Source organism: Sphingomonas echinoides ATCC 14820 (assembly GCF_000241465.1).
In the GTDB taxonomy this organism is placed as follows: domain Bacteria; phylum Pseudomonadota; class Alphaproteobacteria; order Sphingomonadales; family Sphingomonadaceae; genus Sphingomonas; species Sphingomonas echinoides.
This window is the reverse complement of sequence record NZ_JH584235.1, coordinates 3,890,156-3,915,361: the sequence shown is the minus strand read 5'-3', so window position 1 is coordinate 3,915,361 and position 25,206 is coordinate 3,890,156. Positions and strand designations below refer to the sequence as shown.

Annotated in this window: 28 protein-coding genes; 13 read left to right on the top strand and 15 right to left on the bottom strand. The window is 64.4% G+C overall.

What is annotated here, in order from left to right; translation table 11 throughout:
* Positions 1-52 precede the first annotated feature (52 nt).
* Positions 53-532 carry a MarR family transcriptional regulator gene (locus tag ON00_RS18120; protein WP_010408442.1) on the top strand — a complete coding sequence of 160 codons (480 nt, stop codon included), beginning with the start codon at positions 53-55 and terminating at the stop codon, positions 530-532.
* A gap of 28 nt (positions 533-560) precedes the next feature.
* On the opposite strand, the gene proC is transcribed toward ON00_RS18120, so the two are convergent.
* The 5 genes from proC to ON00_RS18095 form a co-directional block, all read right to left on the bottom strand.
* Positions 561-1,340 (bottom strand): pyrroline-5-carboxylate reductase, encoded by a 780-nt coding sequence (proC, locus tag ON00_RS18115; protein WP_040602261.1) that lies wholly within the window; start codon positions 1,338-1,340, stop codon positions 561-563.
* A 45-nt stretch (positions 1,341-1,385) separates the two neighbouring features.
* Complete coding sequence (locus ON00_RS18110; RefSeq protein WP_010408437.1) at positions 1,386-1,901, bottom strand: type III secretion system chaperone family protein; 516 nt, start codon at positions 1,899-1,901, stop codon at positions 1,386-1,388.
* Between the two features lie 105 nt (positions 1,902-2,006).
* On the bottom strand, positions 2,007-2,273 hold the full coding sequence (locus tag ON00_RS18105; protein ID WP_010408435.1) for an accessory factor UbiK family protein: 267 nt from the start codon (positions 2,271-2,273) through the stop codon (positions 2,007-2,009).
* Between the two features lie 19 nt (positions 2,274-2,292).
* Entirely contained in the window at positions 2,293-2,850 is a 558-nt protein-coding gene (locus ON00_RS18100) for a TspO/MBR family protein (protein ID WP_029623109.1), read from the bottom strand.
* Positions 2,851-2,970: 120 nt separating this feature from the next.
* Positions 2,971-3,702 carry a TlyA family RNA methyltransferase gene (locus ON00_RS18095; RefSeq protein WP_010408431.1) on the bottom strand — a complete coding sequence of 244 codons (732 nt, stop codon included), beginning with the start codon at positions 3,700-3,702 and terminating at the stop codon, positions 2,971-2,973.
* Between the two features lie 280 nt (positions 3,703-3,982).
* On the opposite strand from ON00_RS18095, the gene ON00_RS18090 reads away from it, so the two are divergent.
* Positions 3,983-4,666 (top strand): RBBP9/YdeN family alpha/beta hydrolase, encoded by a 684-nt coding sequence (locus tag ON00_RS18090; protein WP_010408428.1) that lies wholly within the window; start codon positions 3,983-3,985, stop codon positions 4,664-4,666.
* Positions 4,667-4,675: 9 nt separating this feature from the next.
* Here the strand turns inward: ON00_RS18090 and ON00_RS18085 are convergent, their stop codons facing one another.
* Positions 4,676-5,383, bottom strand: coding sequence for a Crp/Fnr family transcriptional regulator (locus tag ON00_RS18085; RefSeq protein ID WP_010408426.1), 708 nt, complete (start codon positions 5,381-5,383; stop codon positions 4,676-4,678).
* A 64-nt stretch (positions 5,384-5,447) separates the two neighbouring features.
* Between ON00_RS18085 and ON00_RS18080 the strand changes: the two genes are divergently transcribed.
* Together ON00_RS18080 and ON00_RS18075 are read left to right on the top strand one after the other, a co-directional pair.
* Positions 5,448-5,642, top strand: coding sequence for a hypothetical protein (locus tag ON00_RS18080; protein WP_010408424.1), 195 nt, complete (start codon positions 5,448-5,450; stop codon positions 5,640-5,642).
* 37 nt (positions 5,643-5,679) lie between these two features.
* The gene (locus tag ON00_RS18075) at positions 5,680-5,886 is read left to right on the top strand and encodes a hypothetical protein (RefSeq protein WP_029623107.1); all 207 of its coding nucleotides are present in this window, start codon (positions 5,680-5,682) and stop codon (positions 5,884-5,886) included.
* A 144-nt stretch (positions 5,887-6,030) separates the two neighbouring features.
* Here the strand turns inward: ON00_RS18075 and ON00_RS18070 are convergent, their stop codons facing one another.
* Together ON00_RS18070 and ON00_RS18065 are read right to left on the bottom strand one after the other, a co-directional pair.
* Positions 6,031-6,387 (bottom strand): hypothetical protein, encoded by a 357-nt coding sequence (locus tag ON00_RS18070; protein WP_010408421.1) that lies wholly within the window; start codon positions 6,385-6,387, stop codon positions 6,031-6,033.
* Positions 6,388-6,481: 94 nt separating this feature from the next.
* Positions 6,482-7,750 carry a multidrug effflux MFS transporter gene (locus ON00_RS18065; RefSeq protein WP_010408419.1) on the bottom strand — a complete coding sequence of 423 codons (1,269 nt, stop codon included), beginning with the start codon at positions 7,748-7,750 and terminating at the stop codon, positions 6,482-6,484.
* 88 nt (positions 7,751-7,838) lie between these two features.
* On the opposite strand from ON00_RS18065, the gene ON00_RS18060 reads away from it, so the two are divergent.
* The 5 genes from ON00_RS18060 to ON00_RS18040 all read left to right on the top strand — a co-directional run bounded on the left by ON00_RS18060 (position 7,839) and on the right by ON00_RS18040 (position 11,542).
* The gene (locus tag ON00_RS18060; RefSeq protein WP_154651371.1) at positions 7,839-8,255 is read left to right on the top strand and encodes a DUF3597 domain-containing protein; all 417 of its coding nucleotides are present in this window, start codon (positions 7,839-7,841) and stop codon (positions 8,253-8,255) included.
* A 64-nt stretch (positions 8,256-8,319) separates the two neighbouring features.
* On the top strand, positions 8,320-8,820 hold the full coding sequence (locus tag ON00_RS18055) for a hypothetical protein (RefSeq protein ID WP_010408414.1): 501 nt from the start codon (positions 8,320-8,322) through the stop codon (positions 8,818-8,820).
* 77 nt (positions 8,821-8,897) lie between these two features.
* On the top strand, positions 8,898-9,863 hold the full coding sequence (locus tag ON00_RS18050; protein ID WP_010408413.1) for an isopenicillin N synthase family dioxygenase: 966 nt from the start codon (positions 8,898-8,900) through the stop codon (positions 9,861-9,863).
* A 1-nt stretch (position 9,864) separates the two neighbouring features.
* Positions 9,865-10,185, top strand: a complete 321-nt coding sequence (locus ON00_RS18045; RefSeq protein ID WP_010408410.1) for a hypothetical protein — start codon at positions 9,865-9,867, stop codon at positions 10,183-10,185.
* Between the two features lie 70 nt (positions 10,186-10,255).
* The gene (locus ON00_RS18040) at positions 10,256-11,542 is read left to right on the top strand and encodes a homoserine dehydrogenase (protein ID WP_010408407.1); all 1,287 of its coding nucleotides are present in this window, start codon (positions 10,256-10,258) and stop codon (positions 11,540-11,542) included.
* A 16-nt stretch (positions 11,543-11,558) separates the two neighbouring features.
* Here ON00_RS18040 and ON00_RS18035 read toward each other — a convergent pair whose 3' ends face one another.
* The 3 genes from ON00_RS18035 to ON00_RS18025 are packed head-to-tail and all read right to left on the bottom strand — an operon-like array spanning position 11,559 to position 13,513.
* Positions 11,559-12,089: a hypothetical protein gene (locus ON00_RS18035; protein ID WP_010408404.1), complete on the bottom strand. Its 531-nt coding sequence runs from the start codon at positions 12,087-12,089 to the stop codon at positions 11,559-11,561.
* Between the two features lie 33 nt (positions 12,090-12,122).
* On the bottom strand, positions 12,123-12,551 hold the full coding sequence (locus ON00_RS18030; RefSeq protein ID WP_010408401.1) for a CoA-binding protein: 429 nt from the start codon (positions 12,549-12,551) through the stop codon (positions 12,123-12,125).
* Positions 12,551-13,513 (bottom strand): Mrp/NBP35 family ATP-binding protein, encoded by a 963-nt coding sequence (locus ON00_RS18025; RefSeq protein ID WP_029623103.1) that lies wholly within the window; start codon positions 13,511-13,513, stop codon positions 12,551-12,553. Before ON00_RS18025 ends, ON00_RS18030 begins: the two co-directional genes overlap by 1 nt.
* A gap of 70 nt (positions 13,514-13,583) precedes the next feature.
* Here ON00_RS18025 and hflK point away from each other — a divergent pair, with 70 nt between their 5' ends.
* The 4 genes from hflK (at position 13,584) to ON00_RS18005 (ending at position 19,015) form a co-directional block, all read left to right on the top strand.
* Positions 13,584-14,735: a protease modulator HflK gene (gene hflK, locus ON00_RS18020; RefSeq protein ID WP_029623101.1), complete on the top strand. Its 1,152-nt coding sequence runs from the start codon at positions 13,584-13,586 to the stop codon at positions 14,733-14,735.
* Entirely contained in the window at positions 14,732-15,595 is an 864-nt protein-coding gene (gene hflC / locus ON00_RS18015; protein WP_010408391.1) for a protease modulator HflC, read from the top strand. The genes hflK and hflC overlap by 4 nt, the downstream gene beginning before the upstream one ends.
* Before the next feature lie 111 nt (positions 15,596-15,706).
* Positions 15,707-17,245: a Do family serine endopeptidase gene (locus ON00_RS18010; protein ID WP_010408389.1), complete on the top strand. Its 1,539-nt coding sequence runs from the start codon at positions 15,707-15,709 to the stop codon at positions 17,243-17,245.
* 102 nt (positions 17,246-17,347) lie between these two features.
* Entirely contained in the window at positions 17,348-19,015 is a 1,668-nt protein-coding gene (locus tag ON00_RS18005) for a helicase HerA-like domain-containing protein (RefSeq protein ID WP_010408386.1), read from the top strand.
* 45 nt (positions 19,016-19,060) lie between these two features.
* On the opposite strand, the gene ON00_RS18000 is transcribed toward ON00_RS18005, so the two are convergent.
* The 4 genes from ON00_RS18000 to ON00_RS17985 form a co-directional block, all read right to left on the bottom strand.
* On the bottom strand, positions 19,061-21,454 hold the full coding sequence (locus ON00_RS18000) for a TonB-dependent receptor (RefSeq protein ID WP_010408385.1): 2,394 nt from the start codon (positions 21,452-21,454) through the stop codon (positions 19,061-19,063).
* Positions 21,455-21,578: 124 nt separating this feature from the next.
* A complete protein-coding gene (locus ON00_RS17995; RefSeq protein WP_010408382.1) occupies positions 21,579-22,799 on the bottom strand; it encodes a CaiB/BaiF CoA transferase family protein in 1,221 nt (406 codons plus the stop codon).
* Complete coding sequence (locus ON00_RS17990; protein WP_010408379.1) at positions 22,796-24,673, bottom strand: acetyl/propionyl/methylcrotonyl-CoA carboxylase subunit alpha; 1,878 nt, start codon at positions 24,671-24,673, stop codon at positions 22,796-22,798. Before ON00_RS17990 ends, ON00_RS17995 begins: the two co-directional genes overlap by 4 nt.
* A gap of 1 nt (position 24,674) precedes the next feature.
* Positions 24,675-25,163: a nuclear transport factor 2 family protein gene (locus ON00_RS17985; RefSeq protein WP_010408378.1), complete on the bottom strand. Its 489-nt coding sequence runs from the start codon at positions 25,161-25,163 to the stop codon at positions 24,675-24,677.
* Positions 25,164-25,206: the final 43 nt, after the last annotated feature.

Sequence of the window (25,206 nt, the reverse complement as noted above, 5' to 3'; positions counted from 1 at the left end):
TTACAATTTGGGGGTTGAAGGGCTGTACGGGAGGCGGCAAACGCGGTCAACAATGGCTACCGCAATCGCCTCCGCCTCGCCGCTTTTCCTGCGCGAACCCGAAATCCGTCGTGGCATGGAACTCATGTACTTCGCGCAGAGCACGCTTGCGCGCTCCACCGAGGAGCAACTGAGCGCTTTAGGACTGGGCCGGGCGCACCACCGCGCTTTGTATTTCATCGCGCGCCATCCCGATCTCACCGTCAGCGCGCTGCTCGGGCTGCTCGGCATCACCAAGCAATCGCTCGGTCGCGTCCTGAACGAACTGGTCGAGCGCAACCTCGTCGAAACGCGCATTGGCGAGCGCGATCGGCGGCAACGGCTGCTGCGCTTGTCGGAAGCGGGCAAGCAGCTCGAATCCGATCTGTTCGAATGCGTTCGCCAAGTGTGGGCGCAGGCTTATGCCAGTGCGGGGCAGAATGCGGTCAGCGGCTTCTGGGCGGTGCTGGAAGGAATCACCCCAGACGAGGTGCTGAAGCTCCTCTCGGTCTGACTGCAGACTTAGGCGTCGCGCGTCCGTCCTAACGCCGCGCTTCTGCAGCCATCTCTGCGTTGCGCGCAGCCGAGGCTGCAACCGTCGCGCGCAGCAAAGCGACAAGCGCCTGCCCCTGATCCAGCACGTCGAGCCCCTTGCGCGTGGAACCATCCGGGCTGGCAACACGATCGGCCAGCGTCCCCGGCGGAACATCCGCCGCAGCCGCCAGCAGCGCCGACCCTTCAACCGTGGCGAGCGCCAGACGGTTCGCCTGGTCTTCGGGTAGCCCCTGCGCGACGCCAGCCGCTGCCAGCGCATCGATAAAGCGATATAGAAACGCCGGCCCGCACCCGGCCAGTGCGGTGACTGCATCGAACTGTGCTGGATCGACCCATTCGACCAGACCGAGTGCTGCCATCACCGTGGTGATCGCCTTGCGCAGGGCGGGATCGGCGCTGCTGCTGTCGAGCGCGACGACGCCCTTGCCAATCCCGACCGGCAAATTCGGCATTGCGCGAACGATCGCGCCTGCCTGAAACCGCGCAGCGAGCGCGTGTTCTTCCACCCCCGCCAAAATCGAGACCAACGCTGGCACGCCCCGCAAGCGCTCCGCAAAGCGCCCGGCGACCTCGTCCAATTGCTGCGGCTTCATCGCCAGGATCACGAGATCGGGCAATGCCCCGCTCGGCACATCCCGCGCCTGCCGGACGCCTGCCGGCAAAAGCCGGTCGGCCCGGTTGACCACATCGACATTGCCGGGTGCCAGAACCCCGCTGGCGATCCATTGGCGGAGCATCGCCCCGCCCATAGTCCCGCATCCGACCATCCAGACGCGAGTCACCGTCCGCTCCGGACGGTCGTACCCGTCCATTCAGGCCTCGCCCTGCGTCTCGGTCATGGCTGCGGCCATGGCTTCGGCAGGGGTCTTGCCGCCCCACAGCACGAACTGGAACACCGGATAGAAGCGCTCGCATTCGTCGATCGCGCTCTCGACCAGCAATTCCGCCGTCCCCAGCGACATCGTGCCGCCCCCCGATTCGGTCGCGCCTTCGATCATCGCGGCATGGCGGTACAGCAGGATCCCGCTCGCCGACCACAATTCGAAATGGCCGACCCACAATTGCTCGTTGATCAGCCCGATCGCTTCATAAATCGCGGCGCGCCGGTCATCGGCCACGCGCACGTCGGGAAAGGCCAGGAACTGAATAACGCTGTCTTCCTCGCGCCATAGCGCGCGAAGCTCATATTGCGTCCAGCTCCCTTTGACCTTGGCGATGACTTCATCGTCCTGCCGCTCATGGTCCCAGCCATGCGCCGCGAAATAGCTTTCCAGCATGTCGATCGGCGCTGCATCGTCGCGATCGAAATCCGCCTCATCGAGGATCATCGTGCGCCTCCATCATTCGCCTTTGGCGCTGTGGTGACGCAGCGCGGCGGGCAGCACAAGAATGGGGCAGGCAAGCCAATCGAAAAAACTGTGGAAAAGATCGTCTCAGCCTTCCGCCTTAGGCGTTGCCGCCGCTTTCGCTTCGAGCGCATCGAGCCGCGCACGCAGCGCATCCGCATCGTCGCGCGCGGCCGCCGCCATCGCCTTGACCACCTCAAACTCGTCGCGCGAAACGAAATCCAGACCGCCAATCCACTCCTTCGCCCGCGCGCGCGCGCCTGCCTCGGCCTCACGCCCAACACCGGCCAGCGTTCCAGCAGCACCGTTCAGGAACTTGGCGAGGTCGTCGAAAATCTTGTTATCGGATTGCATGCGGAAAATCCCGTGGGGTTCAGAGCTTGATGATTTGGGTGGTAGCGGACGGTGGCGCAAGGGTTTCGGCCCCTGGGTTCAAGTCCATGATCTGGTAATTGAGATAGAAAGCGAACACCAGCCAGAGAAGATACGGCACCAGCAGAGCCCCGGCCAGCACGCGGATCCGGCCGAAGACGATCGCCATCGCCAGCGTGAGCAGAAACATCAGCACGACGATCCCGAGCGCGAAGGTCACCTGATGCATGCCGAAAAACACCGGCGACCAGCTCAAATTCACCGCCAGTTGCACGGCGAACAGCGCGATCGCCGGGCCCCGCATGCGCGAGCCGCGGGCATGGATGATCATCGCCAGCGCAAGGCCCAGCAGGACGTAGATCGCCGTCCATGCCGCCGGGAAGGCCCAATCCGGCGGCGTAACGGGCGGTTTAACCAGCGCAGCGTACCAGACATTGGCCGATCCAGCGGGAGCCAGGCGCGCTGCGGTAAAGCCCAGCAAGAGCACGAACGGCACCGTCACGACCGCCCAGCGCAAAAACGCAAGCCGCAACTGCTGTTTCGATGCAATCTCTCTCAAGCCACGGCCCCCGGTTACACGCGAATCTGTCAGGCGCTCAGCTGTCGCCCCGCCTGTTCTTCTATAGAAGAACGACGGCCAGGTTGCGTGGTTAAATTTTCCCCAACCAGTGCCTGCCTCCTACCGGGTGGCGGCGATCAGAAATTCGACATTGCCCTCAGGCCCGGTGATCGGGCTCTCGACCAGCGTGACGACGGACCACCCGTGCGCGACCACCCATGCCGAGACCTCCGTGCAGACGCGCGCATGCACCGCTGGATCGCGCACGACCCCGCCCTTGCCAACCTCATTGCGGCCCGCCTCGAATTGCGGCTTGATCAAAGCGAGCAAGCGCGCCTGCGGCTTGGCAAAGCGCAGCGGCACCTCGAGCACCTTGGTGAGGCCGATGAAGCTCGCATCGCAGACGATCAGGTCGACCGGCTCGGGAATATGCGCCTCGGTCAAGATCCGGGCGCTGGTTTGTTCGTGGACGATCACCCGGTCATCCTGGCGCAGCTTCCACGCCAATTGGTTGGTGCCACTGTCGACGGCATAAACCCGCGCCGCGCCACGCTGGAGCAACACGTCGGTAAAGCCGCCGGTCGAAGAGCCGACATCGATCGCCACCGCGCCCGTTACGTCCCAGCCGACCGCATCCAGACCATGCGCCAGCTTGATTCCGCCGCGCGAGACCCATGGATGGTCGCGCCCGCGCACGTCGAGCACGACGTCGTCCGCCACCGCTTGGCCGGGCTTGTCGATCTTGCGCTCGCCCGCAAACACCAGCCCCGCCATGATCAGCGCCTGCGCGCGCGTCCGGCTTTCGGCGAGGCCGCGATCGACGAGGAGCTGGTCAGCACGGGTCTTGGACATACAGCCCCTCCAACGCCAAGCGGCGCACGCGCGCAAGGGGGCTTCGAGTCGCGCGCGCCTTAGCGCCCCTGAAATACCGCTCGCCGCGGCCCGTTTTACGCCGCGCGGTCGTCCCCGTTTCAGGTCATCGCATCCACCATTCTTTCTGGCGCAGCGCTATTGCCTATCTTTTAAGTAGGAATACATTTTGCTCTTGGAGGCGTGGCCATGCGGCGTCCCCCTAGAGCACGAATGGCCACGTCTCTCCACCCCTGTTTCAGGGCGCATTGGGAGAGAATCGATGGGTACCTTTTCGAATTTCGACCCTGTTCAGCCGACCATTTTGACCGTTCCGGGCCTTGGCGGCTCGGGCCCGTCGCATTGGCAGACCTTATGGGAACAGGCACGCCCAGACACGATCCGCGTCGAACTGGGGATGTGGAATACGCCGCATCGCAACGCCTGGGTGACCAAGCTCGACCAGGCGATCCGTTCGGCGCAGGCTCCAGTCGTGCTCGCCGCGCACAGTCTTGGCTGTCTCGCCGTGGCGTGGTGGGCGGAGCTGACCCGCCAGCCTTATGGCTGGCCCGTCGCCGGGGCACTGCTGGTCGCCCCCGCCGATGTCGACCGCCCCGACGCCCAGGCCGAACTCGCCGCCTTTGGCCCAACCCCGATCAGCCCCCTGCCCTTCCCCTCCATTGTCGTCGCCAGTCGCGACGATCCCTGGATCACGATCGAGCGCGCGCACAGCCTGGCGGTCGGCTGGGGCAGCCACTTTGTCGATGCCGGGGCCCAAGGCCATCTGAACGCGGCGAGCGGGATCGGATGGTGGGAAGAGGGGCAGGAACTGCTCCACCGCGTCATCGGCGCAGCGGCGGATCGTCACGGCAAGCCCCTGGCTCCCGGCGATGCGCGCTCGATTCTCGCCATCAACGCGACCGATGCGGCGCAGACGCATTATTTGACGGGTGTGCCGATCAGCTGAAGCGCCCCTTCAATCGAAGAACAGATAGGCCGGGTCGAAATCGGCGAAGCGCCGCAACGCGTTCCAATCGAGAATCTCGACCGTCCCCTGTCGAAAATTGACCAGCTCCTGTTCGCGCAACTGGCGGAGCATGCGGTTGGCGTGAACCGCAGTCAGTCCGGTGGCGTCGGACAGGTCGACCTGGGTCAGCGGCAGCGCGAACGTGGTGCCCGAGGTCATCCCGATCCGCTCTAGGCGAACGTACATCTCGCAAAAGAGGTGCGCGAGGCGGACGACAGCACTGCGCGCGCCGATCGACACGATCCATTCGCGGTTGATCGCGGCATCGATCAGCGTCGAGCGCCACAGCAATTCGGTCAGCGTGGCGGATCGCTCGGTTAGCGCCCGAATTGCGCTGTGCGGGAAAAACGCGACCTTCACGTCGGTAAGGGCCGCGACCGAATGTTCGAGGCGCTTCAGCGGGTAGCTGTGCAAATCGACAAAATCGCCGGGAACGTGAATCGCGAGGATTTGCCGCCGCCCCTCGGGCGTATCCTTATACCGCTCGACGAAGCCCTCCAGCAGCAGCGTACATTGGGTCAGCGGTGTTTGCTGACGCACGATGATTTGCTTGGCTGAAAAGGTGGCCGTCCGTCCAACCGCCGCTTCCAGCGCGGCCACCTCTTCGGCGTTCAGCACCGGGATGCGATGAGTCTTAAGGAACAGGCTAGTGTACATGGTTTCCCCTATTTTCCCGGAACATGCGCCGCGTCACCACGTTCTGTCCACTGGGAGAGATGCAATGTCGAAAACACCGAGCGATACGCCCATCCGTGTAGCGGCGGAGCGTGGCGAAGTCTTGCTCGATGGGCCGGATGGTTTGGCGACCTCGCTCACCCCGCAGGCCGCCAAGCAATCCGCCGAACATCTTCACCGCGCAGCCGACCTGGCCGATCGCCGACCGAACGAAGAATTTCCGTGGAATCATACGCTTTAAGGAAAGAGTGTTAATCACGGTTCGCTATGGCGAGCCTGTGCCATTTCGAAAACTCTTTCTCAGCCGGTGGTCCGCGCTGCTATGGGCGATCGGCATACTTTGGACGGCGGTCGATACGGTTGGGTTTGCGCCCCCGGCTGGGCATGGCGACGCAACAGCAGCGGCCAATGCCACCGACGCCACCGGGGCGGCCATCGACAATGCCGACCTTGCCATCCTTGCCAATGCAATGAAGGGCAACTGAAGCGCTTAGCGGTCCAGAGCGTCGTTAACATCATCGTTGGGGATCGTAAGGGTCAGCGCCAGCGCGCGACATAGCCCTCCGCCTGCGATTGGTGGAGGTCAAAAAAAGGGCGGCCGACAAATGTCGACCGCCCCAATCCTATAGTCAGGGACGCAAGGCCGCGTCGTCGCGGTCGCTCAGTTCGTCGTCATCCACCGTATCGTCGTCGAGTTCGTCCTGAACGTCGTCTTCCTCTTCCTCGTCTTCATCCGGATCCTTTTCCGAATCGAGGTCGTCATCTTCCTCGCCCAGATCATCGTCTTCCATGTCGAGATCGTCGTCATCGTCGTCGTCATTTTCGGACGCGATGTCGGGGTTGAGGTCGGTCAGCAAAGTGCCATCGCTGGGCCCGTCGCGCGTGACCTCCAGGATTTCCGCGCGTTGGCTTTCGTCATAGCCTTCTTCGTCATATCCGTCGTCGCCGGTGCCTTCCCCCGGCACGCGATGTCCACCCATGCTCATTGCGTCTCTCCCGACAGCCCACACAATGTAGGATCATTCCAAACTTCGAACCGCGCAACCCGCGTTCGGTTCCGCGCGGTTCACCGAAATTCGCTCAACTGGGGCGAAACAGCCGACCACGCTCGACAATGGCCGCGATGCCTAGCCCGGCCACACCGGCGATGAGGAAACCCAGGTGCATCGGCGCGGTCGTGCCATTGAAGCTGCGCCCAATCGCCCAGCCGATCACGCCGCCAAGCGTGATGCCGAAAAAGCCCTGCACGCTCGATGCAATCCCCGCGATTTCCCCCATATTTTCCATCGCCATTGCCGACATGTTGGAGGTGGCGAGGCCAAAGCACGCCATCGTGATCGCCTGGACCACAACGAACACCAGCAACGGCTCATCCCCAAAAGACCCGACCGCCAGGCCCGTGCCCGACGAGACGATCATCACCACCAACGCGACCTGCGAAATACGGCGCATGCCCAGATGAATGACGATCCGCGAATTGAGCAAGTTCGCCACCGCCATCGTGCCCGCCGAGGCGGCGAACACCATGCCGAGCAGCCCTGGGCGATGGAAGACATGCTCCATGATCGGCTGGATCGAGCTGAGATACCCGAAAATCGCGCCTTGGCAGATCAGCGCCGCAATCATATAGCCCAGCGAATAGCGGTCGCGCAGCGTGTGTCGCCAGCCCGACACTGTACTACGGATCGATAGCGGCGCGCGATTCTCCGGACGCAGCGTCTCGGGCATGCGGAGGACGAACCAGACCAGGCACAGCAACGCCGCCGCCGCGATCATCTCGAAAATCAGCCGCCACGATCCCAGCAGCAAAATCGCCTGCCCGATGCTCGGTGCCACGATCGGCACCGCCATGAACACCATGAAGGCCAGGCTGGTCACCTGCGCCATCGCGCGCCCGGAAAAGCAATCGCGGATCACGGCGATGGTTACGACGCGACTGGCGGCAACCGCCAAGCCGCTGATGAAGCGCATCGCCAGCAGCAGCGCAAACCCGTTGGCCAGCCCCGCCAGCAAGTTGCACACGATGTACCCGAGCAGCCCCGCGATCAACACCGGCCGCCGCCCGAAACGATCGGTCAACGGTCCGTGGATCAATTGCCCGATCCCCAGCCCGACCACGAACACCGTCAAAATCAACGGGCCGTCGACGATCGCATCCACCCCGAGCCGACGTGCGATATCGGGCAAGGCGGGCAGCATCGTATCGATCCCAAGCGCACCAAGCGAAATGAGGGCAGCGATCAGAGGCACGAACTCCACCAAGCGGATTGGCGGCGTGTCCTGCACGGGGATGTCGTTCGAAACAGGCATATCGCCCCAATGCCCGAGCCTGCCGCGCAGGTCACCCATCAATTCATCCGCACTCCAGCTCGAATCTCGCGCGCGTCATGGAACCGTAGCACCGTTGCGGCACTTTCGTGTCTCCACCAGAAGGAGCATGGCGATGGGCATTTTCAGCATGATCAAGGATGCAATCTGGGGCCAGAAGGCCGCCCCGGAAGAAGCCGTTCCCTCGACATCGGCGATGCCGCAGATGAACACGCCGTCCGACCCGGGCAACCCGCCCGCCGAAGCCGCCCCGACGGCGCCCACGGCACCCGTCGATGTCGAAGCGATCCTCACCGCCAAAGCCGAGGCCAAGGGGCAGGAGCTCAACTGGCGCGACTCGATCGTCGATTTGATGAAGCTGCTCGATCTCGACGCGAGCCATGAAAACCGCCTCGCCCTCGCGCACGAACTGGGCTTCACCGGTGACACCGACGACAGCGCAACGATGAATGTCTGGCTGCACCAGCAGGTCATGGCCAAGCTGGCCGAGTCTGGCGGCACCGTGCCCGCCGCGCTGACGCACTGAGACCTTGACGAACCGCATGGCAGGCCTTTAGTGTGTTAGCACGATGATACACATGAGGTCTGCCATGCTCCGTCCCCTGGTGTGCGCAATTGCGCTGTTCCCGCTTGCCGCCTGTGGGGGCGGCAAGGACGGCACCTCGATTTCGATCAACACGTCGGATGGTGACGGCCCGGTCCTGGCCGGTTTCGACGGCAATGGCGAAGCGGCGATCGACACGCCGTTTTTCAAGGGCAAGATGAAGTTGCCCAACGTCAAGTTGGATGCGAGCAATTTCGACATGAACGGGGTGCATCTGTATCCCGGTTCGACGATCGGCAGCGTGAACATCACCGCCAAGAACAAGCCCGATGCCGAGGAAGACGGCCACGTCCGCGTTGCCTTTACCAGCCCCGCCGCCCCTGCTGCGGTCCGGGACTGGTTCAAGACCAAGCTGACTGCGGCGGGATTCACGCTGACGGCGGCGGGCAATGGCCTGACCGGCAAGACCAATGAAGGGGAGCCGTTCGCGCTCGACCTCGTGCCCGACGGCAGCGATATGGCGAAGGGTGTCATCACCATCGGCTGAGCGAGTGTAGCGGTCTGCTGATGACGTCTGGGCAAATCCGGTTTATCCGGTGGCTTTACCCTGACGGACTCCCGATCATGCTCGACACGCCGACTGCTCCCGCAACCGCGCAAGTGCCTGCGCTCTCGCTCAACGACCAGTCCGCCGATCCGGTCGCCTTTGCCGCTGCGCTCGGCGGGTCGTTCGAGCGGTTCGGCTTTGCCGTCGTCGCCGATCACGGCGTGCCGGCCGATCTGATCGCGCGCGCCTGGGCGATGACCGAAGCGTTCTTCGCGCTGCCGGAGGACATGAAACGCGCTTATTTCGTCGCAGGCGGCGGCGGGGCGCGCGGCTATACGCCGTTCAAGACCGAGATCGCCAAGGGCGCGAGCCATGTCGATCTAAAGGAATTTTGGCATATCGGGCGCGAACTGGCCAACGGCCACCGGTTCGAGGCGCAAATGTCCCCCAACATCTGGCCCGACCAGCCCGAGGGATTCCGCGAAACCTTCATCGAGCTTTTCGCGGCCTTCGACACTGCGGGCGATCGCTTGCTCTCCGCCATTGCGCGCCATCTGGGACTCGCCCCCGACTGGTTCGATCCTGCCGTAAAGGACGGCAATTCGGTGCTGCGGCTGCTGCATTATCCCCCCGTCGCCGCCGACGCGCCAGAGGTTCGCGCTGGTGCGCATGAGGACATCAACCTCATCACCCTGCTGCTCGGGGCCGAGGAAGCCGGGCTCGAGTTGCTCGACAAGAATGGTGAGTGGCTGGCGATCCGGCCGCCCGAAGGCGCAATGGTCGTCAATGTCGGCGACATGCTGCAGCGCCTGACCAACCACGTTTTGCCCTCGACCACGCACCGCGTCGTCAATCCCGCGCCCGAGCGGCGCGGCCACTCGCGCTATTCGATGCCGTTCTTCCTGCACCCGGCGCCCGATTTCCTGATCGAGACTTTGCCCTCGACGATCAGCGCGGAAAACCCGAACCGCTATCCCACCCCGATCACAGCGCACGATTATCTCCACGAGCGGCTGGTCGAAATCGGGTTGGTGAAGGCGTGAAGTGATCCGGGTCGGACGATATCTACAACTGGCGGTCGGCGGACTCGGAACGGCGCTCGCTGGGTTGACGGCGCTGTCTGCCCTCACGCACCCTGCGCGCTTCCTCGCTTTACCGTTGCTGGTGTCGATCTTGTTTGCCATCACCATCGTCAGTGGCTTCACGCAGTGGATCACGTTCCAGCGCCGACACTTTGATACAGCGGTAAGGCTGTTTGGCTTTACGATCATCAGTTGGAGTGTGGCGGCGATTGTTCACGCCGCTTACACCATTCCGGATTGTAGCAAGGGGTGCACTGTCGTCGTGTTCACCGCTCCCAAATAACTGCGATCTTGTTTCAGGGTCGATCGTGCCGCATGAGCCGCGCCGCACTACAAGGCAGGAAGTCGAACCCATGACCAAACCCCTCCGCATCGCGCTTGCCGGTCTCGGCACGGTTGGCGCAGGCGTGATCCGCTTGCTCGACACCAATGGCGCGCTGATCGCACGGCGCGCGGGGCGACCGATCGAGATCGTCGCAGTCTCCGCGCGCGATCGGAGCAAGGATCGTGGGGTCGATATCGGTCGCTTCGCCTGGGTCGACGACACGACAGCGCTCGCCCATGCGGACGTGGATGTCGTGGTCGAGCTGGTCGGCGGGTCGGATGGCCCTGCCCTCACGCTCGCGCGCGCCACGCTCGGTGCGGGTAAGAGCTTCGTCACCGCCAATAAGGCGATGCTGGCGCATCACGGGCTGGAGCTGGCGCGCGCCGCCGAAGCGGCCAATGTCGCGTTGAAGTTCGAAGCAGCGGTGGCCGGCGGCGTGCCCGTCATCAAGGGGCTGCGCGAGGGTGCCGCCGCTAATGAGATCGAGCGCGTTTACGGTATCCTCAACGGCACCTGCAATTTCATCCTGTCCAAGATGGAAGCCGAGGGTCGCGATTTCGCCGATGTGCTGGCCGAGGCGCAGGCTTTGGGTTTTGCCGAATCCGACCCGAGCTTCGATATCGATGGCGTCGATGCCGCGCACAAGGTTTCGCTACTGGCGAGCCTCGCCTTCGGCACGCAGCCCGCTTTCGCTGATGTTGCCGCCAGCGGCATTCGCGACGTGCTCGCCGCCGACATCGCCGAGGCGGCGTCGCTCGGGTATCGCGTGCGCTTGATCGGCCTCGCCGAATCCGGCCCGAACGGGCTATTCCAGCGCGTCCACCCGCATCTGGTCCCCGTCAGCCATCCGCTCGCGCACGTCACCGGCGCGACCAATGCGGTGGTGGCGGAAGGCAATTTCGTCGGGCGCTTGCTGTTCCAGGGGGCGGGTGCCGGCGACGGGCCGACCGCCTCCGCCGTCGTCGCCGATCTGATCGACATCGCACGCGGCGAATTCGGCCCGGCCTTCGCCATGCCCGCCGACGCCTTGCTCGCGCAGGGGCCTGCCGATGCGGGTGACCGGTTGGGCCGCGCCTATGTGCGTTTCACCGTCGCCGACCGCGTGGGTGTGCTGGCTGAAATCGCGGCCGCAATGCGCGACGCCGGGGTTTCGATCGAAAGCCTGATGCAGCGCGGCGTCCATGCCGACGGATCGGTGTTGGTGGCGATCGTCACCCATGAAGGCCCCGAGCGCAGCGTCGCGCAAGCGTTGGAACGGTTGCGCGGCTCGCAAAGCCTGGTCGGCCAGCCGCTATGGATGCACATCCTCGCGTAACCGCCGTGGCGTGCGTTTAGGGCGTTATTCGGCTTGAAGTATCCAGCGGCGGGTCTTCCAGCGGGATCGAAACGCGGCGCGATTTGTCAGGCTTCTTGCGGAACGCCCGCCCGACCCCGTGTGCGGCGTCGCCCAGCAGCATGCCAAGGTCGGAAGCCTCGCCCGGCCGCTCGCAGCAACTGTCGGGCGCGATCGCCTTCTGCACAAGGCGCACCAACTGCGTGGCTCCGCCAAAGATGTTAACCCCTACATTGCAGCCGCTCTGCACCGTCGCACAGGATGGCGTCGACAGATCGAGGGCGCGGGTCGCCCGCAGGTCGGGGTTGGACGGGCGCGGCTCGTCGAGCACCACTTCGTTGGGATAGGGCAAAGCCTGCGACGGCAGCGGCTGGCCGCACACCACAATATCCTCGGGATTGCTGTCTTTCGCGCCACGCCGCACGCACGGCTCGTCCGGCACCGGTTGCAGAATGGAAAAGGATGTCGGTGCGGCTGCGGGGCTTGCCGCAGGGCTGGCGCTTTGCGCGGCAAGGAGCAGCAACAGCATTGGAGCGAAGCTGCGCTGCAATCGTGGCGAATTTCAGGCGATCGGCGCGATCCCGAGACGCGCGAGTTCGATTGCGGGGCAACGGTCCATGACGACCTTCAATCCCGCCGCCTCTGCCCGGGCGGCGGCGACGTTGTTGACCACGCCCAACTGCATCCAGACCGCTTTCGCACCCGCTGCAATGGCGTCATCCACCGCCTCGCCCGCTGCCGCAGAATTGCGGAAGATATCGACCAGATCGATCGGATCGCCAATTTGCGAGAGGTCGCGAAACACGAATTCGCCGTGAAGATGCTCGCCGGTGATCTGCGGATTGACCGGGATCACGCGATAGCCATGCTCCTGCAACGTCCGCATCACCCGGTAGGACGGGCGATCGGGGCGATCCGATGCGCCCACCAGCGCGATCACGCGCGTTTCCTCCAGCAAGGTGCGTAGCTCGGCATCTTGGGTGAGCGGCATCAGCCTTGTCCTTTGATCCAATCGCCAACCTTGTCGGCCACGCCCATGAACGCAACGCCTTCGGGACCGTTCCCGGCCGCCGGGGGCTGCCCCGCATCCGAGGCGACGCGCACGCGGATATCGAGCGGGATGCGCCCCAGAAACGGCAGGCCCAGTTCCGCCGCAGCGGCCTCCGCCCCGCCTGTCCCAAACGGATCCGATACCTCGCCACATGACGGGCAGACATAGCCCGCCATATTCTCGATCAGCCCGATGATCGGCACGCCCGCCTTGACGAACAGGTCGATCGCGCGGCGCGCATCGATCAGCGCCAGATCCTGCGGGGTCGAGACGATCACCGCGCCGCTCGGGCGATATTTCTGGATCATCGTCAATTGCACGTCGCCCGTGCCCGGCGGCAAATCGAGCACGAGCGTGTCGGCCGGCCCCCAATTGGCGTCCATCATCTGCGTCAGCGCGCCCGCCGCCATCGGCCCGCGCCACGCGATCGCCTGATCGGCAGCGACGAGCATCCCCATCGACAGCATCGGCACACCATAAGGCGTCGGCACCGGCTGCAACACCTTGTCGCGCGCGGTTGGCTTGGCGTCGGCAACGCCCATCAGGCGCGGCTGCGACGGGCCGTAGATATCGGCATCGACCAGCCCGACGCGCCGTCCGGAGCGCGCCAGCGCGATCGCGAGATTGGCCGAGACGGTGGATTTGCCCACCCCGCCCTTGCCGCTTGCCACCGCGAGCACGATTCGGCGCGAACGCTGGCTGGTCAGCGCAACGCGCACGCTGGTAATGCCGGGAACATCGGTAGCCGCGGCGCGGACATCGGCCTCCAGCGCGTCGCGCGCAGGCTCGTCCAGGCCACTGACATCGACGATGATGCTGGCGCGTCCCTCCTCGATCCTGGCGGTGGCGCGCCCCTGGGCAACGCGGAGAAGGGCGGCATCTAGCAAACTACTATCGGTCATCGTGCGCAGATAGGCGACGCGGATGCGCTTGCCACTGTTTTTCGCAAGAACGCACCCCTATAAAGGTTTCATGACGATCTTATCGGGCTGGTTTCAGCGCCTCTCCATCCTCGCCGCCGACAATAAGGGACCGTGGGGCAGCGGCTCCGGGTCCGACAATGGCGGGGGCGACAGTGGCGGCCCGCGCAACCCATGGGCACAGCCGCCCGGCGGCAAGCCGCGTGGCACTACGCCGGGGCCCAGCGCGCTCGATGAATTCCTCAAGCGCGCGCGCGGCGGCGGAGGCGGCTCTGGTGGTGGCGGTGGACGCCCTCGGATTCCCGGCGCGCCTAGCGCAGGCCAATTGTGGGTGATCGCGGTCGGCATCCTGCTGGTCGCGTGGATCGCCCTCACCAGTTTCCATTCGATCGGCCCGCAGGAGCGCGGCGTCGTCACCGTGCTCGGCCGTTATTCGGAGACGCTCGAGCCCGGCATCCGCTTCACCTTGCCTGCGCCCTTTGTCGAGGTCGCCAAGGTCGATGTCGCCGCGATCAATACCGACACCTTTCCCGATGACAGCAGCGCCGTCACCGCCGGAAAAGACACTGACAAGCTGATGCTGACCAGCGACCAGAACATCGTCGATCTCGACTATTCGGTGCGCTGGCAGATCGCCAACCCGCAGGACTTCGCCTTCCAGATCGCGCGCCCGCGCGAGACGCTGCGCGCCACCGCGCAAAGCGCGATGCGCGCAGTCGTCGCCACCGCCACGCTCGACGAAGCGATCGGTGCCGGACGCACCGCAATGGAGGTGAAGGTCCAGCAGGCAATGCAGGAAATCCTCGATCGCTATAATGCGGGCATCCGCATCCAGGGCGTCGCCATCAAGGGTGCGCAAGCCCCCGCCCAGGTCGCCGACGCCTTCAAGGAAGTCTCCGCCGCGCAGCAACAGGCGCAAAGCGACATCAGCCGCGCACGCGGTTATGCACAGCAGGTGCTGGCCAAGGCGCAGGGCGAAGCCGCTGCCTTCGACGTGATCTACGCGCAGTATAAGCTCGCGCCCGAAGTCACGCGCCGCCGCATGTATTACGACACGATGGAGCAAGTCCTGTCCAAGTCGGACAAGACGATCATCGAGTCGCCGGGCGTTGTCCCTTATTTGCCGCTGCCCGGCATGCGCCGCGTGCCGTCGGCACCGTCCCCCACCGTAGCCGCTCCTCAGACTCCGGGAGTCGCCCAGTGAACCGCGCCCTGCTCCGCAATCCCATCGCCCTTGGCGTGTTCGCCTTGGTGTTGCTGATCCTCGCCGCCAGCACCTTCGCGATCGTGCCCGAGACGCGCCAGGCGGTCGTGCTGCGCTTTCAGCAGCCCGTGCGCACGATCAACGAATATCGCCCCAATGAGGTGTTCGGCCAGACCGGCGCGGGCCTGACCGCGCGCGTGCCCTTCATCGATCGGCTGGTGTGGGTCGATAAGCGCGTGCTCGATGTCGAACTCGACAACCAGCCCGTGCTCTCGACCGACCAGACCCGGCTGGAGGTGGACGCCTATGCCCGCTTCCGCATCGTCGATCCGTTGAAGGCGGTGATCTCGACCGGCAGCACTTCGGTGACCGAACAGCGCGTACAGGATCAGTTGAAGCCGCTGTTCAGCTCCTCGCTGCGCAACGAGCTCGGCAAGCGCCCGTTCGCCGCCTTGCTCAGCCCCGAGCGCACCCAGGTGATGGGCAACATCCGCGCCGGCCTGCAAAAACTCGCCTCGCAATATGGCGTGCAGATCGTCGATGTCCGGATCAAGCATGCCGATTTGCCGAGCGGCACGCCGTTCGACAGCGCGCTCAACCGCATGCGCACCGCGCGCCAGCAACAGGCGCTGACGATCAAGGCACAGGGGCAGCAGACCGCGCAGATCATCCAGGCGCAGGCCGATGCCAAGGCCGCGCAAATCTATGCCGACGCCTTCAACAAGGACCCCGATTTCTACGATTTCTATCGGGCGATGCAGTCCTATCGGTACACGTTCGCGCAGGATGCCAAGGGCCAGACCTCACTGGTCCTGTCGCCCGACAATGCCTATTTGAAGGAATTCCAGGGACGACGCTGATCCATGGTTCCATAACCCTCCATCAGCCGTTCATATTCAATCGCCGTTCAGCATCGCTTAGTATCTACAAAAGCGATGCTGCCAATTGGTAGACGAGAGGAAACGACCAAAGTGCGCTACGCCTACGCCATTACCGCCGCCCTGTTGCTGAGCGGCACCGCGACCGCCATTGCCTTGCCGTCCGCCGGGGGTGCGCAGACCGCGCAGAACGAGCCCGCCGTGATGGCCGCCACCGCCCCCAAGCCGGGCGCGCCGATGAGCTTTGCCGATCTGGTGGCGAAGCTGCAGCCGGCCGTGGTGAATATCTCGACCAGCCAGCACATCACGCAGCAGCAGCCCGCCAACCCGTTTGCCGGCACCCCGTTTGAGGGGCTGTTCGGCCAGCAGGGCCAGGGCGGCAATGGCGGCCCCGCGATCACGCGGGAAGCAACCTCGCTCGGGTCGGGCTTCATCATTTCGCCAGACGGCTATGTCGTGACCAACAACCACGTCGTGGCTCCCGGTGCCAAAGGGGCAACGGTAGATTCGATCACCGTAACCCTGGTCGATCGCAAGGAATATGTCGCCAAGCTGATCGGGCGCGATCCGACTTCGGATCTGGCGCTGCTCAAGATCGATGCGAAGAACCTGCCCTTCGTGAAGTTCGGCGATTCGGATGCCGCGCGCGTTGGCGACTGGGTCGTCGCGATCGGCAATCCGTTCGGCCTGGGCGGCACGGTGACGGCGGGCATCGTCTCGTCACTGCACCGCGTCACCGGCGGCGGTGCTTATGATCGCTTCATCCAGACCGACGCGGCGATCAACCAGGGCAATTCCGGCGGCCCGATGTTCGACCTGAACGGCAACGTCATCGGTATCAATTCGCAGATCCTGGGCAGCACCGGCGGCGGCAATATCGGCATCGGCTTTGCCATTCCGGCGACCGACGCCAAGCCCGTTATCGAAAAGCTGATGAAGGGCACTAAGATCGCGCGCGGCTATCTCGGCGTTGGGCCGCAGCCAATCGACGACGATCTTGCCTCGTCCTTCGGCCTGGTCAAGAATCACGGCGAACTGCTCCGCAGCATCGAGCCGGGCCAGCCTGCCGAAAAGGCCGGGCTGAAGGTTGGTGACGTCGTGCTGCGCGTCGGCGGCAAGGATGTCACGCCCGATCAGTCGCTCAGCTATCTCGTCGCCAATGTGACGCCGGGCAGCCGGGTGCCGCTCGACATCATCCGCCAAGGCAAACCGCAAACGATCATCGCCACGATCGGGACGCGCCCGCCCGAGGATCAGCTTGCCGCCAAGGCAGCGGGCGAGGAAGGCGATGATGGGGATGACAGCGACAACACCACGGTCGGCCAGGCGGCCGCCAATGCGCTGGGCGTAACGGTGCAGACGCTGACCCCGCAAATCGCGCGCACCTTCAACGTCGATTCGTCGGTCCAGGGCGTGGTTGTCGCCACCGTCGATCCGTCGAGCGATGCCGGGTCGAAGGGCCTGAAGCGCGGCGACGTGATCGTTTCGGCCAATGGCGTTCCGGTCACCACGCCAGCGGCGCTCGGTGCAGTGGTCGCCCAGGCTAAGGCCGCTGGCCGCACGCAGGTCGCGCTGTATCTCGTGCGTGGTCGTCAGCCCGCTTTGTTCATCGCGGTCAAGCTGAAGAAGTAAGCCTATCGATCCCTCTCCCGTCGTTCCCACGGGAGAGGGATTTTTCCTTCCGCCGCCCCGCTTTTCGCGCGATAGCTTTTCGCCGAAATCGCGGGAGGCTTCATGAACGACACGACCAGTATCTTCCTTGGCGCGGGTGCCGGTGGCAGCAATCCCCAGCAGCTCGAACTCAAGCGCGCCAATCGCCACGGCCTGATCGCGGGCGCGACCGGCACCGGCAAGACCGTCACCGTCCAGGGCATCATCGAAGGCTTTTCGCGCAACGGAGTCGCGTGCTTCGTCGCCGATGTGAAGGGCGATCTGTCGGGCCTCGCCATGGCCGGCTCGCCCACCGCCAAGAATCACGACGTCTTTGCCGCACGCGCCAAGGAAATTGGCGACGACGCCTGGGCCTATGCCGATACGCCCGTGCAATTCTGGGATCTGTACGGCCAACAGGGCCACCCGATCCGCACCACCATCACCGAAATGGGGCCGCTGCTGCTCTCGCGGCTGATGGATTTGAACGAAGTGCAGGAAGGCGTGCTGACGATCGCCTTCCACGTCGCCGACACGGATGGGCTGCTGCTGCTCGACCTTGATGATCTGCAAGCGATGCTGGTTAGCTGCGGCGAGCGCGCCGACGAGCTCACCACCACTTATGGCAATGTCTCGAAGCAATCGATCGGGACGATCCAGCGCGCCTTGCTTCAACTCCGCAGCCAGGGCGGCGAGCATTTCTTCGGCGAGCCCGCGCTCGATCTCGACGATTTCATCGGGGTGGACGACAAGGGGCGCGGCATCGTCAACATCCTCGCCGCCGACAAATTGATGGCGAGCCCGAAGCTCTATTCCACCTTCCTGCTGTGGCTGATGAGCGAATTGTTCGAGCATCTCCCCGAGGTCGGCGATCCCGACAAACCCAAGCTGTGCTTCTTCTTCGACGAGGCGCATCTGCTGTTCGATGCCGCACCCAAGGCGTTGCTCGAAAAGATCGAGCAGGTCGTGCGCCTGATCCGATCGAAGGGCGTCGGCATCTATTTCATCACCCAGAACCCAATCGACATTCCCGATACGGTGGCGGGGCAGCTCGGCAATCGCGTCCAGCACGCGCTGCGCGCCTTCACCCCGCGCGATCAGGCGGCGGTGAAGTCGGCCGCGACCACCTTCCGCGCCAATCCCGGTGTCGATGTCGAAACCGCCATCACCGAATTGAAGGTCGGTGAGGCTCTGGTGTCGCTGTTGCTGCCCGACGGATCGCCCTCGCCGGTGCAGCGCACGCTGATCGCGCCACCCGCCTCGCGCGTCGGACCGGTCACCCCGGTCGAGCGCGGCGTGATGATCCAGACCGATCCGGTCGGCACCAAATACGACACCGCGATCGACCGCCAATCCGCCGAGGAAATCCTCGCCGGCAAGGCACAGGAAGCGAGCGCAGCCGCCGCCGAAGCCAAAGCCAAAACCGAGGCCGACAAAGCGGCGGCGGCACAGGCCAAGGCCGACGCCGTTGCCGCGCGCGAAGCCGAGCGCCAGCGTGTCGCGGCGCAACGCGAGGCCGACCGCCAGGCCCGCCTTGCCGCGCAACAGGAAGCGGCGGCGGCAAAGGCCGCTGCCAACTCGCCGTGGAACCGGGCGATCACCTCGGCAACCCGATCCGCCTCCTCCGCAGTCGGGCGTCAGGTCGCCAATGAAGTGTCGAAGGCAGTGTTCGGATCATCGCGCGGTGCCGGAGCCGGGATCATCGGCGGGCTGGTGCGCGGCGTCCTTGGCGGGCTGTTCAAAGGCCGCTGACCCCAGTGCCGCCGCTCCTCGCGAGCGGCGGCACCCAGGCCGACATCAGAAGCTGATGCTCACCGTTCCGAACACCTGACGCGGGGCCAGCGGGAACACGCTGTAGGTGTTGGTCGCCGACCCGATGCTGAGCGACGACGCCGCCTTGCGATCGGTGATGTTGGTCACGTTCACGCTGACATGCAGCGCTTTTGCCACCATCCGCTGATCCAGCGGAATCGTCGCCCCGATCTGGCCTGCCAGCGTGAAATAGCCCCCGACCGACAGATCGTTGGTGTACGTCGCATAACGACGACCGATATAATCACCGATCAACTGACCGTCGAAAATCCCGTGTCCAACCGACAATACGGTCTTGTTGAGCCAGTCAGGCGATCCGGGCACATTCTTGTCCTTGGTCGGGATCGTCGTCGTTCCGCTGATATAATCGGCCTTATATTTCGAGGTGTTGTACGACAGCGCATTGTACAGCGAGACCCGCGGCCCGGCGTGCAACGTGAACGCGAAATCCACACCGTTGGTCTTCACGCCACCCACGTTCTGAATGATCGCAGCGCCGCTGGTGATCGAGTTGACGATCGGGTTGGGCGAAATGCCGAGTAGCCGGTTCGAGAAATCGACGTGATAGACGCTGAGCTGCCCCTCAATCGACAGGCCGCCCCCCAGTTGGTGATGCGAGCGCACGCCTCCTTCATAGGTCCAGCTCGTTTCGGGCTGGACGGTCGAGGAAAACAGGTCGAACGCCCCTTGGCTGCCCAGTGCGAAGGGCGACAGGCCAGCCGCAGCGCTCGTCTGGAACTGGCGGATGTTCTTCTGCGCGTTGACGAACAACTGATCGTTGGGGGTCACCTCCCACACCGCACCGACTTCGGGCAAAAACACCTTGGTCGTCTCAAGCGCGCCATTGGGAAGCGCGACGGTTCCAGCGAACGAACCCAGCAGCGGCTGGACTTTGATGCGCTGCGTGGCGAATTGATAGGTGGACTTGAAGCCGCCGAGGATCGTCAGCGTCGGCAGCACGTGCCACGCGTCCTGCACATGGCTCTGCAACTGGTCGACGCGCACTTCGCTATAATATTGAGTGATCAGCGGGTTGAGCGTGTCGCGCGGACGCTGGTACGGCGTCGAGGGATTGTTGACGTCCAGCGCATACCAGCGACGGAACGCCGAAGAACTTTGCCGCTCAAACCAGCCGCCAAATTCGATGTCATGGTTGCCGAGCGACAGTTTCAGCGTCTGGATGATGCCGCCGCGATCGATGCGATATTCGGTCGTGCGCGTCGCAAAGCCCGATCCGCCGAACACGGTCGAGAGGTTTTGCCCCGGATAATAGACCGAAAAGAGCTGCGGCAGGCCAGCAACCGTGATCGGCCCGGCAACCACGCCGACGCCATCATCGTGGTGATAATAGACCTTGGCGTCATAGGTCACCGCGCTGCTCAGCTTTGCCGTCATCGCGACATAGCCGAGATAATCGGTGCGTTGCGCGTCGCTGTAATAGTTACGGTAATTGTCCTTGGCCGCAGCATACTCTGCCGAGGTCAGATAGGCGACTGCGGTCTTGAAGTCGGGGTAGAGGAACGGGCGCGTGTACGGCACGCTGCCGGGCACCTCGCCCTTTGAAATATTGACGACGGTCGCGTCCTCATTGGGTTCGGTCTTGTCCGAATAGGCGAAATAGCCGGTCAGCTTGATCGATCCGCTATCGTGGACGAACTTGCCATTGGCTTGATAGCCACCTTGATGGCCATTGAAATCCCACGCGCGCGCGTCCTGTCGCACGCCCGACACATAGAAAGCGTTGCCGCCGCCGAGGTCACCGCTGTCGAGCCGCACGTAGGTGCGAAGCGCGCTGTAGCTGCCAACCGTCTGCGCGACCGTGCCGCCGAAGCTATGCTTGGGATCGCTCGAAAAGGTATCGATCGTGCCGCCAAGGTTGCTGGTGGAGGCGGTGCCGAGATCGCCCGCACCGCTCGCCAGCGTCACCTTGCCGACGTTTTCCGAAATGATCGCACGTTGTGGCGACAAGCCATTGTAATTACCGTAATTTTGGTCGCCGAGCGGAATGCCGTCGAGGGTATAGCCAAGCTGTTGCTGGTTGAAGCCATGGATGAACAGCGAGATGTTTTGTTCGTTATTGCCCCATGGATCGGCGGTGAGATAGGTCACGCCGGGCAACGTCTGGATCGCCTTGAGCGGGTTGATGCCGGGCAGGATCTTCTGGATCTCGGTGCTGTCGAGCTGGGTCACCGATCGCGTGCTGCGGCGCGCAGTGACCAGAATGTCGGTCTGTGCCGCGTCGTCGGGTTGCGCAGCAGGGGCTGCCACAGGTTCGCCGGGCGCGGGTGCGGCGTCCGAGGTCGCAGCATTGGCGACGTTGGACAGGCCAGCGAGCAGCCCAAGCGCCAATGCGACGCGTGAAACAGTGTGAAACGACATCGAAACAAACCCCTTGTGCAATGCAACAATTGGGGCGTTACGAGCCTTGTGCGACGCATCCGCTACCGCGCCACGTCGCTTCGATGACGCTTTGATTTCAGTTTTGCGGCGATGCGCAAAAGGCTCAGCGCGGGATCACGCCGCTTGCCGCCAGCTGATCGAGCGCTTCTTCGGAAAGCCCCAGCGTCTCGCCCAGCGCCGCGCGCGTATCCGCCCCGGCGCAGGGCGGCGCGCGATCATAGCGCGCGGGCGTCGCGGACAGTTTCGCCGGGAAAGCGACGACCTTCAGCGGCGTGCCATCCTGCCGCGCCATCGGCTGCACCGTGGCCCGGTGCGCCACATGCACGTCGGCCAGGATTTCGGGCAGACCGTTGACCTTGCCGGCGGGAAGCTTGGCCGCCTCCATCGCCGCGATCAGATCGTCCGAGCGCCACCGCGCGACGGCGGGCGCGAGATACGCATGCAGCGCCGCGCGATTGGCACTGCGCAGCGCGACGCTGGCGAAGCGCGGGTCGTCACCCAGCCCCTCCAGCCCCAGCACCCGCAGGAAATCGCGGAACTGCCGGTCATTGCCCAGCGCAACCACGATCTCGCCATCGGCGGTCGCATAGTCGCGATAGGGCACGATATTGGGGTGATCATTGCCCATCCGCACCGGCACCGCGCCGCCATTGAGGTAGTTGGACGCCTGGTTGGACATCATCGCCAATTGCGTGTCGAGCAAGGCGCAATCCACATGCTGCCCCTGCCCCGTCGCGTCGCGGTGGCGCAAAGCGGCGAGGATCGCCACGGTGGCATAGGTGCCGGTGAACAGATCGACGATCGGCACGCCGACCTTCATCGGCGGGCCGTCGGCTTCGCCGGTCACGCTCATCAGCCCGCCCATCGCCTGGATCAGGAAGTCATAGCCGCCTTTGTCGCAATACGGTCCATCCTGGCCGAAGCCGGTGATCGAGCAATAGACCAGCCGCGGGTTGATCGCCGACAGCGCGGCATAATCGAGCCCATATTTGGCGAGCCCGCCGACGCGGAAATTCTCGACCACGACATCGCTCTCAGCGGCGAGGCGGCGGATCAGATCGGCACCCTCGGGCTGGGCAAGATCGATCGCGAGCGAGCGCTTGTTGCGATTGGCGCAGAGATAATATGCCGAATCGCCCGAATCATCGGCGAGCGCAGGCGGACCCCAGCGGCGCGTGTCGTCGCCCTGCCCCGGCTGTTCGATCTTGAGCACCTCCGCCCCCAGATCCCCCAGCATCTGCGTCGCCCACGGCCCGGCGAGCACGCGCGACAGATCGAGCACCTTGATCCCGGCCAGCGCGCCCGGCGTGGAAGCCTCGGTCATGCCCCGGTGTCGAGCCGCACGAGCACGACGCCCTCCTGCACTTGCCCGCCAATTTCCGCATTCACTTCGGCAATGGTGCCGTCGAACGGCGCGGTCAGGCTATGCTCCATCTTCATCGCTTCGAGCGTGACGAGCTTCTGGCCCTTGGTGACGGTGTCGCCGGCCGCGACATCCACCGCGATGATGCGGCCGGGCATGGGGGACAGGATCGCGCCATCGGCGGCGGTGCCGGTGGCGGTTCCGCGCGGATGATAGAGTTCGACGCGATAGGCATAACCGCTGTCAAATTTGACTAGTGAGTCGCGACCTTGAAAAGCGCGTGCGCCGTAATCGGCGAGCGGGCTGAAGGGTTCCGACACATCGAAGCGCCGGGGTGCGCCGTCTACTGCCAAGATCACCTCGGTCTGCGATGCCGCATTAAGCCGGAAACCGGACCGGAACAGCGGCATACAGTCACGCTGCGGCCCGACCAGTATATTATAGGCAGCATCGGCAGCCTCAGCGGAGAGCATCGGCTTTTCGATCAGCGCTTCCTGATGGGCCGCGATGAACCCGGTATCGATCATCCCGTCCCGGAATTCCACGCGGTCCAGCAAACGCGCCAGGAAACCAGCGTTGGTCTTAACCGGCCAGACATCGGCGGTACTGCACGCGCCCTGCAAGTCGGAGATCGCGTCGCCTCGGCACGGGGCGTGGACCACCAGCTTCGCGATCATCGGGTCATAGAATGGCGAGATTTCGTCCCCAGCCCCTACCCCCGTCTCGACGCGCATCGTCCGCAGCGAGAAATGTTGCAGCACTCCGATACTGGGCAAGAAACCGCTCGCCGGATCCTCAGCATAAAGCCGCGCTTCCATCGCCCAGCCATTGATCGACAGCTCATCCTGCCGCTTGGGCAGCGCCTCACCGCTGGCGACGCGCAATTGCCATTCGACCAGATCGACCCCGGTAATCTCCTCGGTCACCGGGTGTTCGACCTGCAATCGCGTGTTCATTTCCATGAACCAGATGCGGTCGGCGCGCAGCCCGTCGCTGGCATCGGCGATGAACTCGATCGTACCCGCCCCGACATAATCGACCGCGCGCGCCGCGCGCACCGCGGCTGCGCAGATCGCCTCGCGCGTGTCCGGGTCCATGCCCGGCGCGGGGGCTTCCTCGATCACTTTCTGGTGGCGGCGCTGGAGCGAGCAATCGCGCTCGAACAGATGCACGACGTTGCCGTGGGTGTCGCCGAACACCTGCACTTCGATATGGCGCGGGCTGAGGATGTATTTCTCGATCAACACATCGGTATTGCCGAAGGACGACGCCGCCTCGCGCTGGCACGAGGCGAGCGCATCGGCGAAATCCGCAGGGTCATCGACGCGCCGCATCCCCTTGCCGCCGCCGCCCGCCACCGCCTTGACGAGGACCGGATAGCCGATCGCCGCCGCTTCCGCCGCCAGCCGTTCGGGCGCCTGATCCTCGCCGAGATAGCCCGGCGTCACCGGCACGCCCGCCGCGATCATGCGCGCCTTGGCGGCATCCTTCAGCCCCATCGCGCGGATGCTGTCGGGTTTCGGCCCGACCCAGACGATCCCGGCATCGATCACGGCCTTCGCAAATTCGGCATTTTCGGACAGAAAGCCATAGCCGGGATGGATCGCGGCCGCGCCCGTCGCCTTGGCCGCGGCGATGATCTTCTCGCCCACCAGATAGCTTTCGCGCGCCGGGCTCGCGCCGATATGCACCGCTTCATCGGCCTGGCGGACATGCAGCGCCTTGGCATCGGCGTCGGAATAGACCGCGACGGTGCGGATGCCCATCGCGCGCGCGGTGCGGATGATGCGGCAGGCGATTTCGCCGCGATTGGCGATGAGCAGCGACTGGATCACCTTAGCCCTCGCAACCAGTGGTGCGCGACGACCACGTCAAATTCTGAATTTTCCAGCGTCCGTTTTCGCGCACCAGATCGAAATGGTCATATCCGCAATGATGCACCTTACCGTCGATCAGGAAGGTATAGGGCCCCCACACCATCGCGATGTCCCCGTCGATTTCGATCGCGGGGTCGCCGAGCCGTTCCTGAAAACGCTCGGGCCCAGGCGTGAAGCGGGCGAGCAACTCTGCGCGAGTCTTGTGCGTGATTGTCGAAGCGCCCGCTTGTTCGGTCGCGATCGTTGCGCTGGCATCGGGTCGCAGCGCCTCGCCGATCGCCACCGCATCGCGCGCGGCGATGCCGTTGAGCAGGACCGTGACCGGGGCCATCACTTGCGCTTCCTCGGTTGCGGGGGGCGGCAGGCCGGTGCCTTTGGGCAGCGGCTGCACTGGCGTCGTCATCGGCGACATTTGCGCGGCGAGGGCGAGTGCGAAGATCAAAGGCATAGAGCTTCCTTAAATCCTCCCCGGAACGGGGAGGGGGACCGCC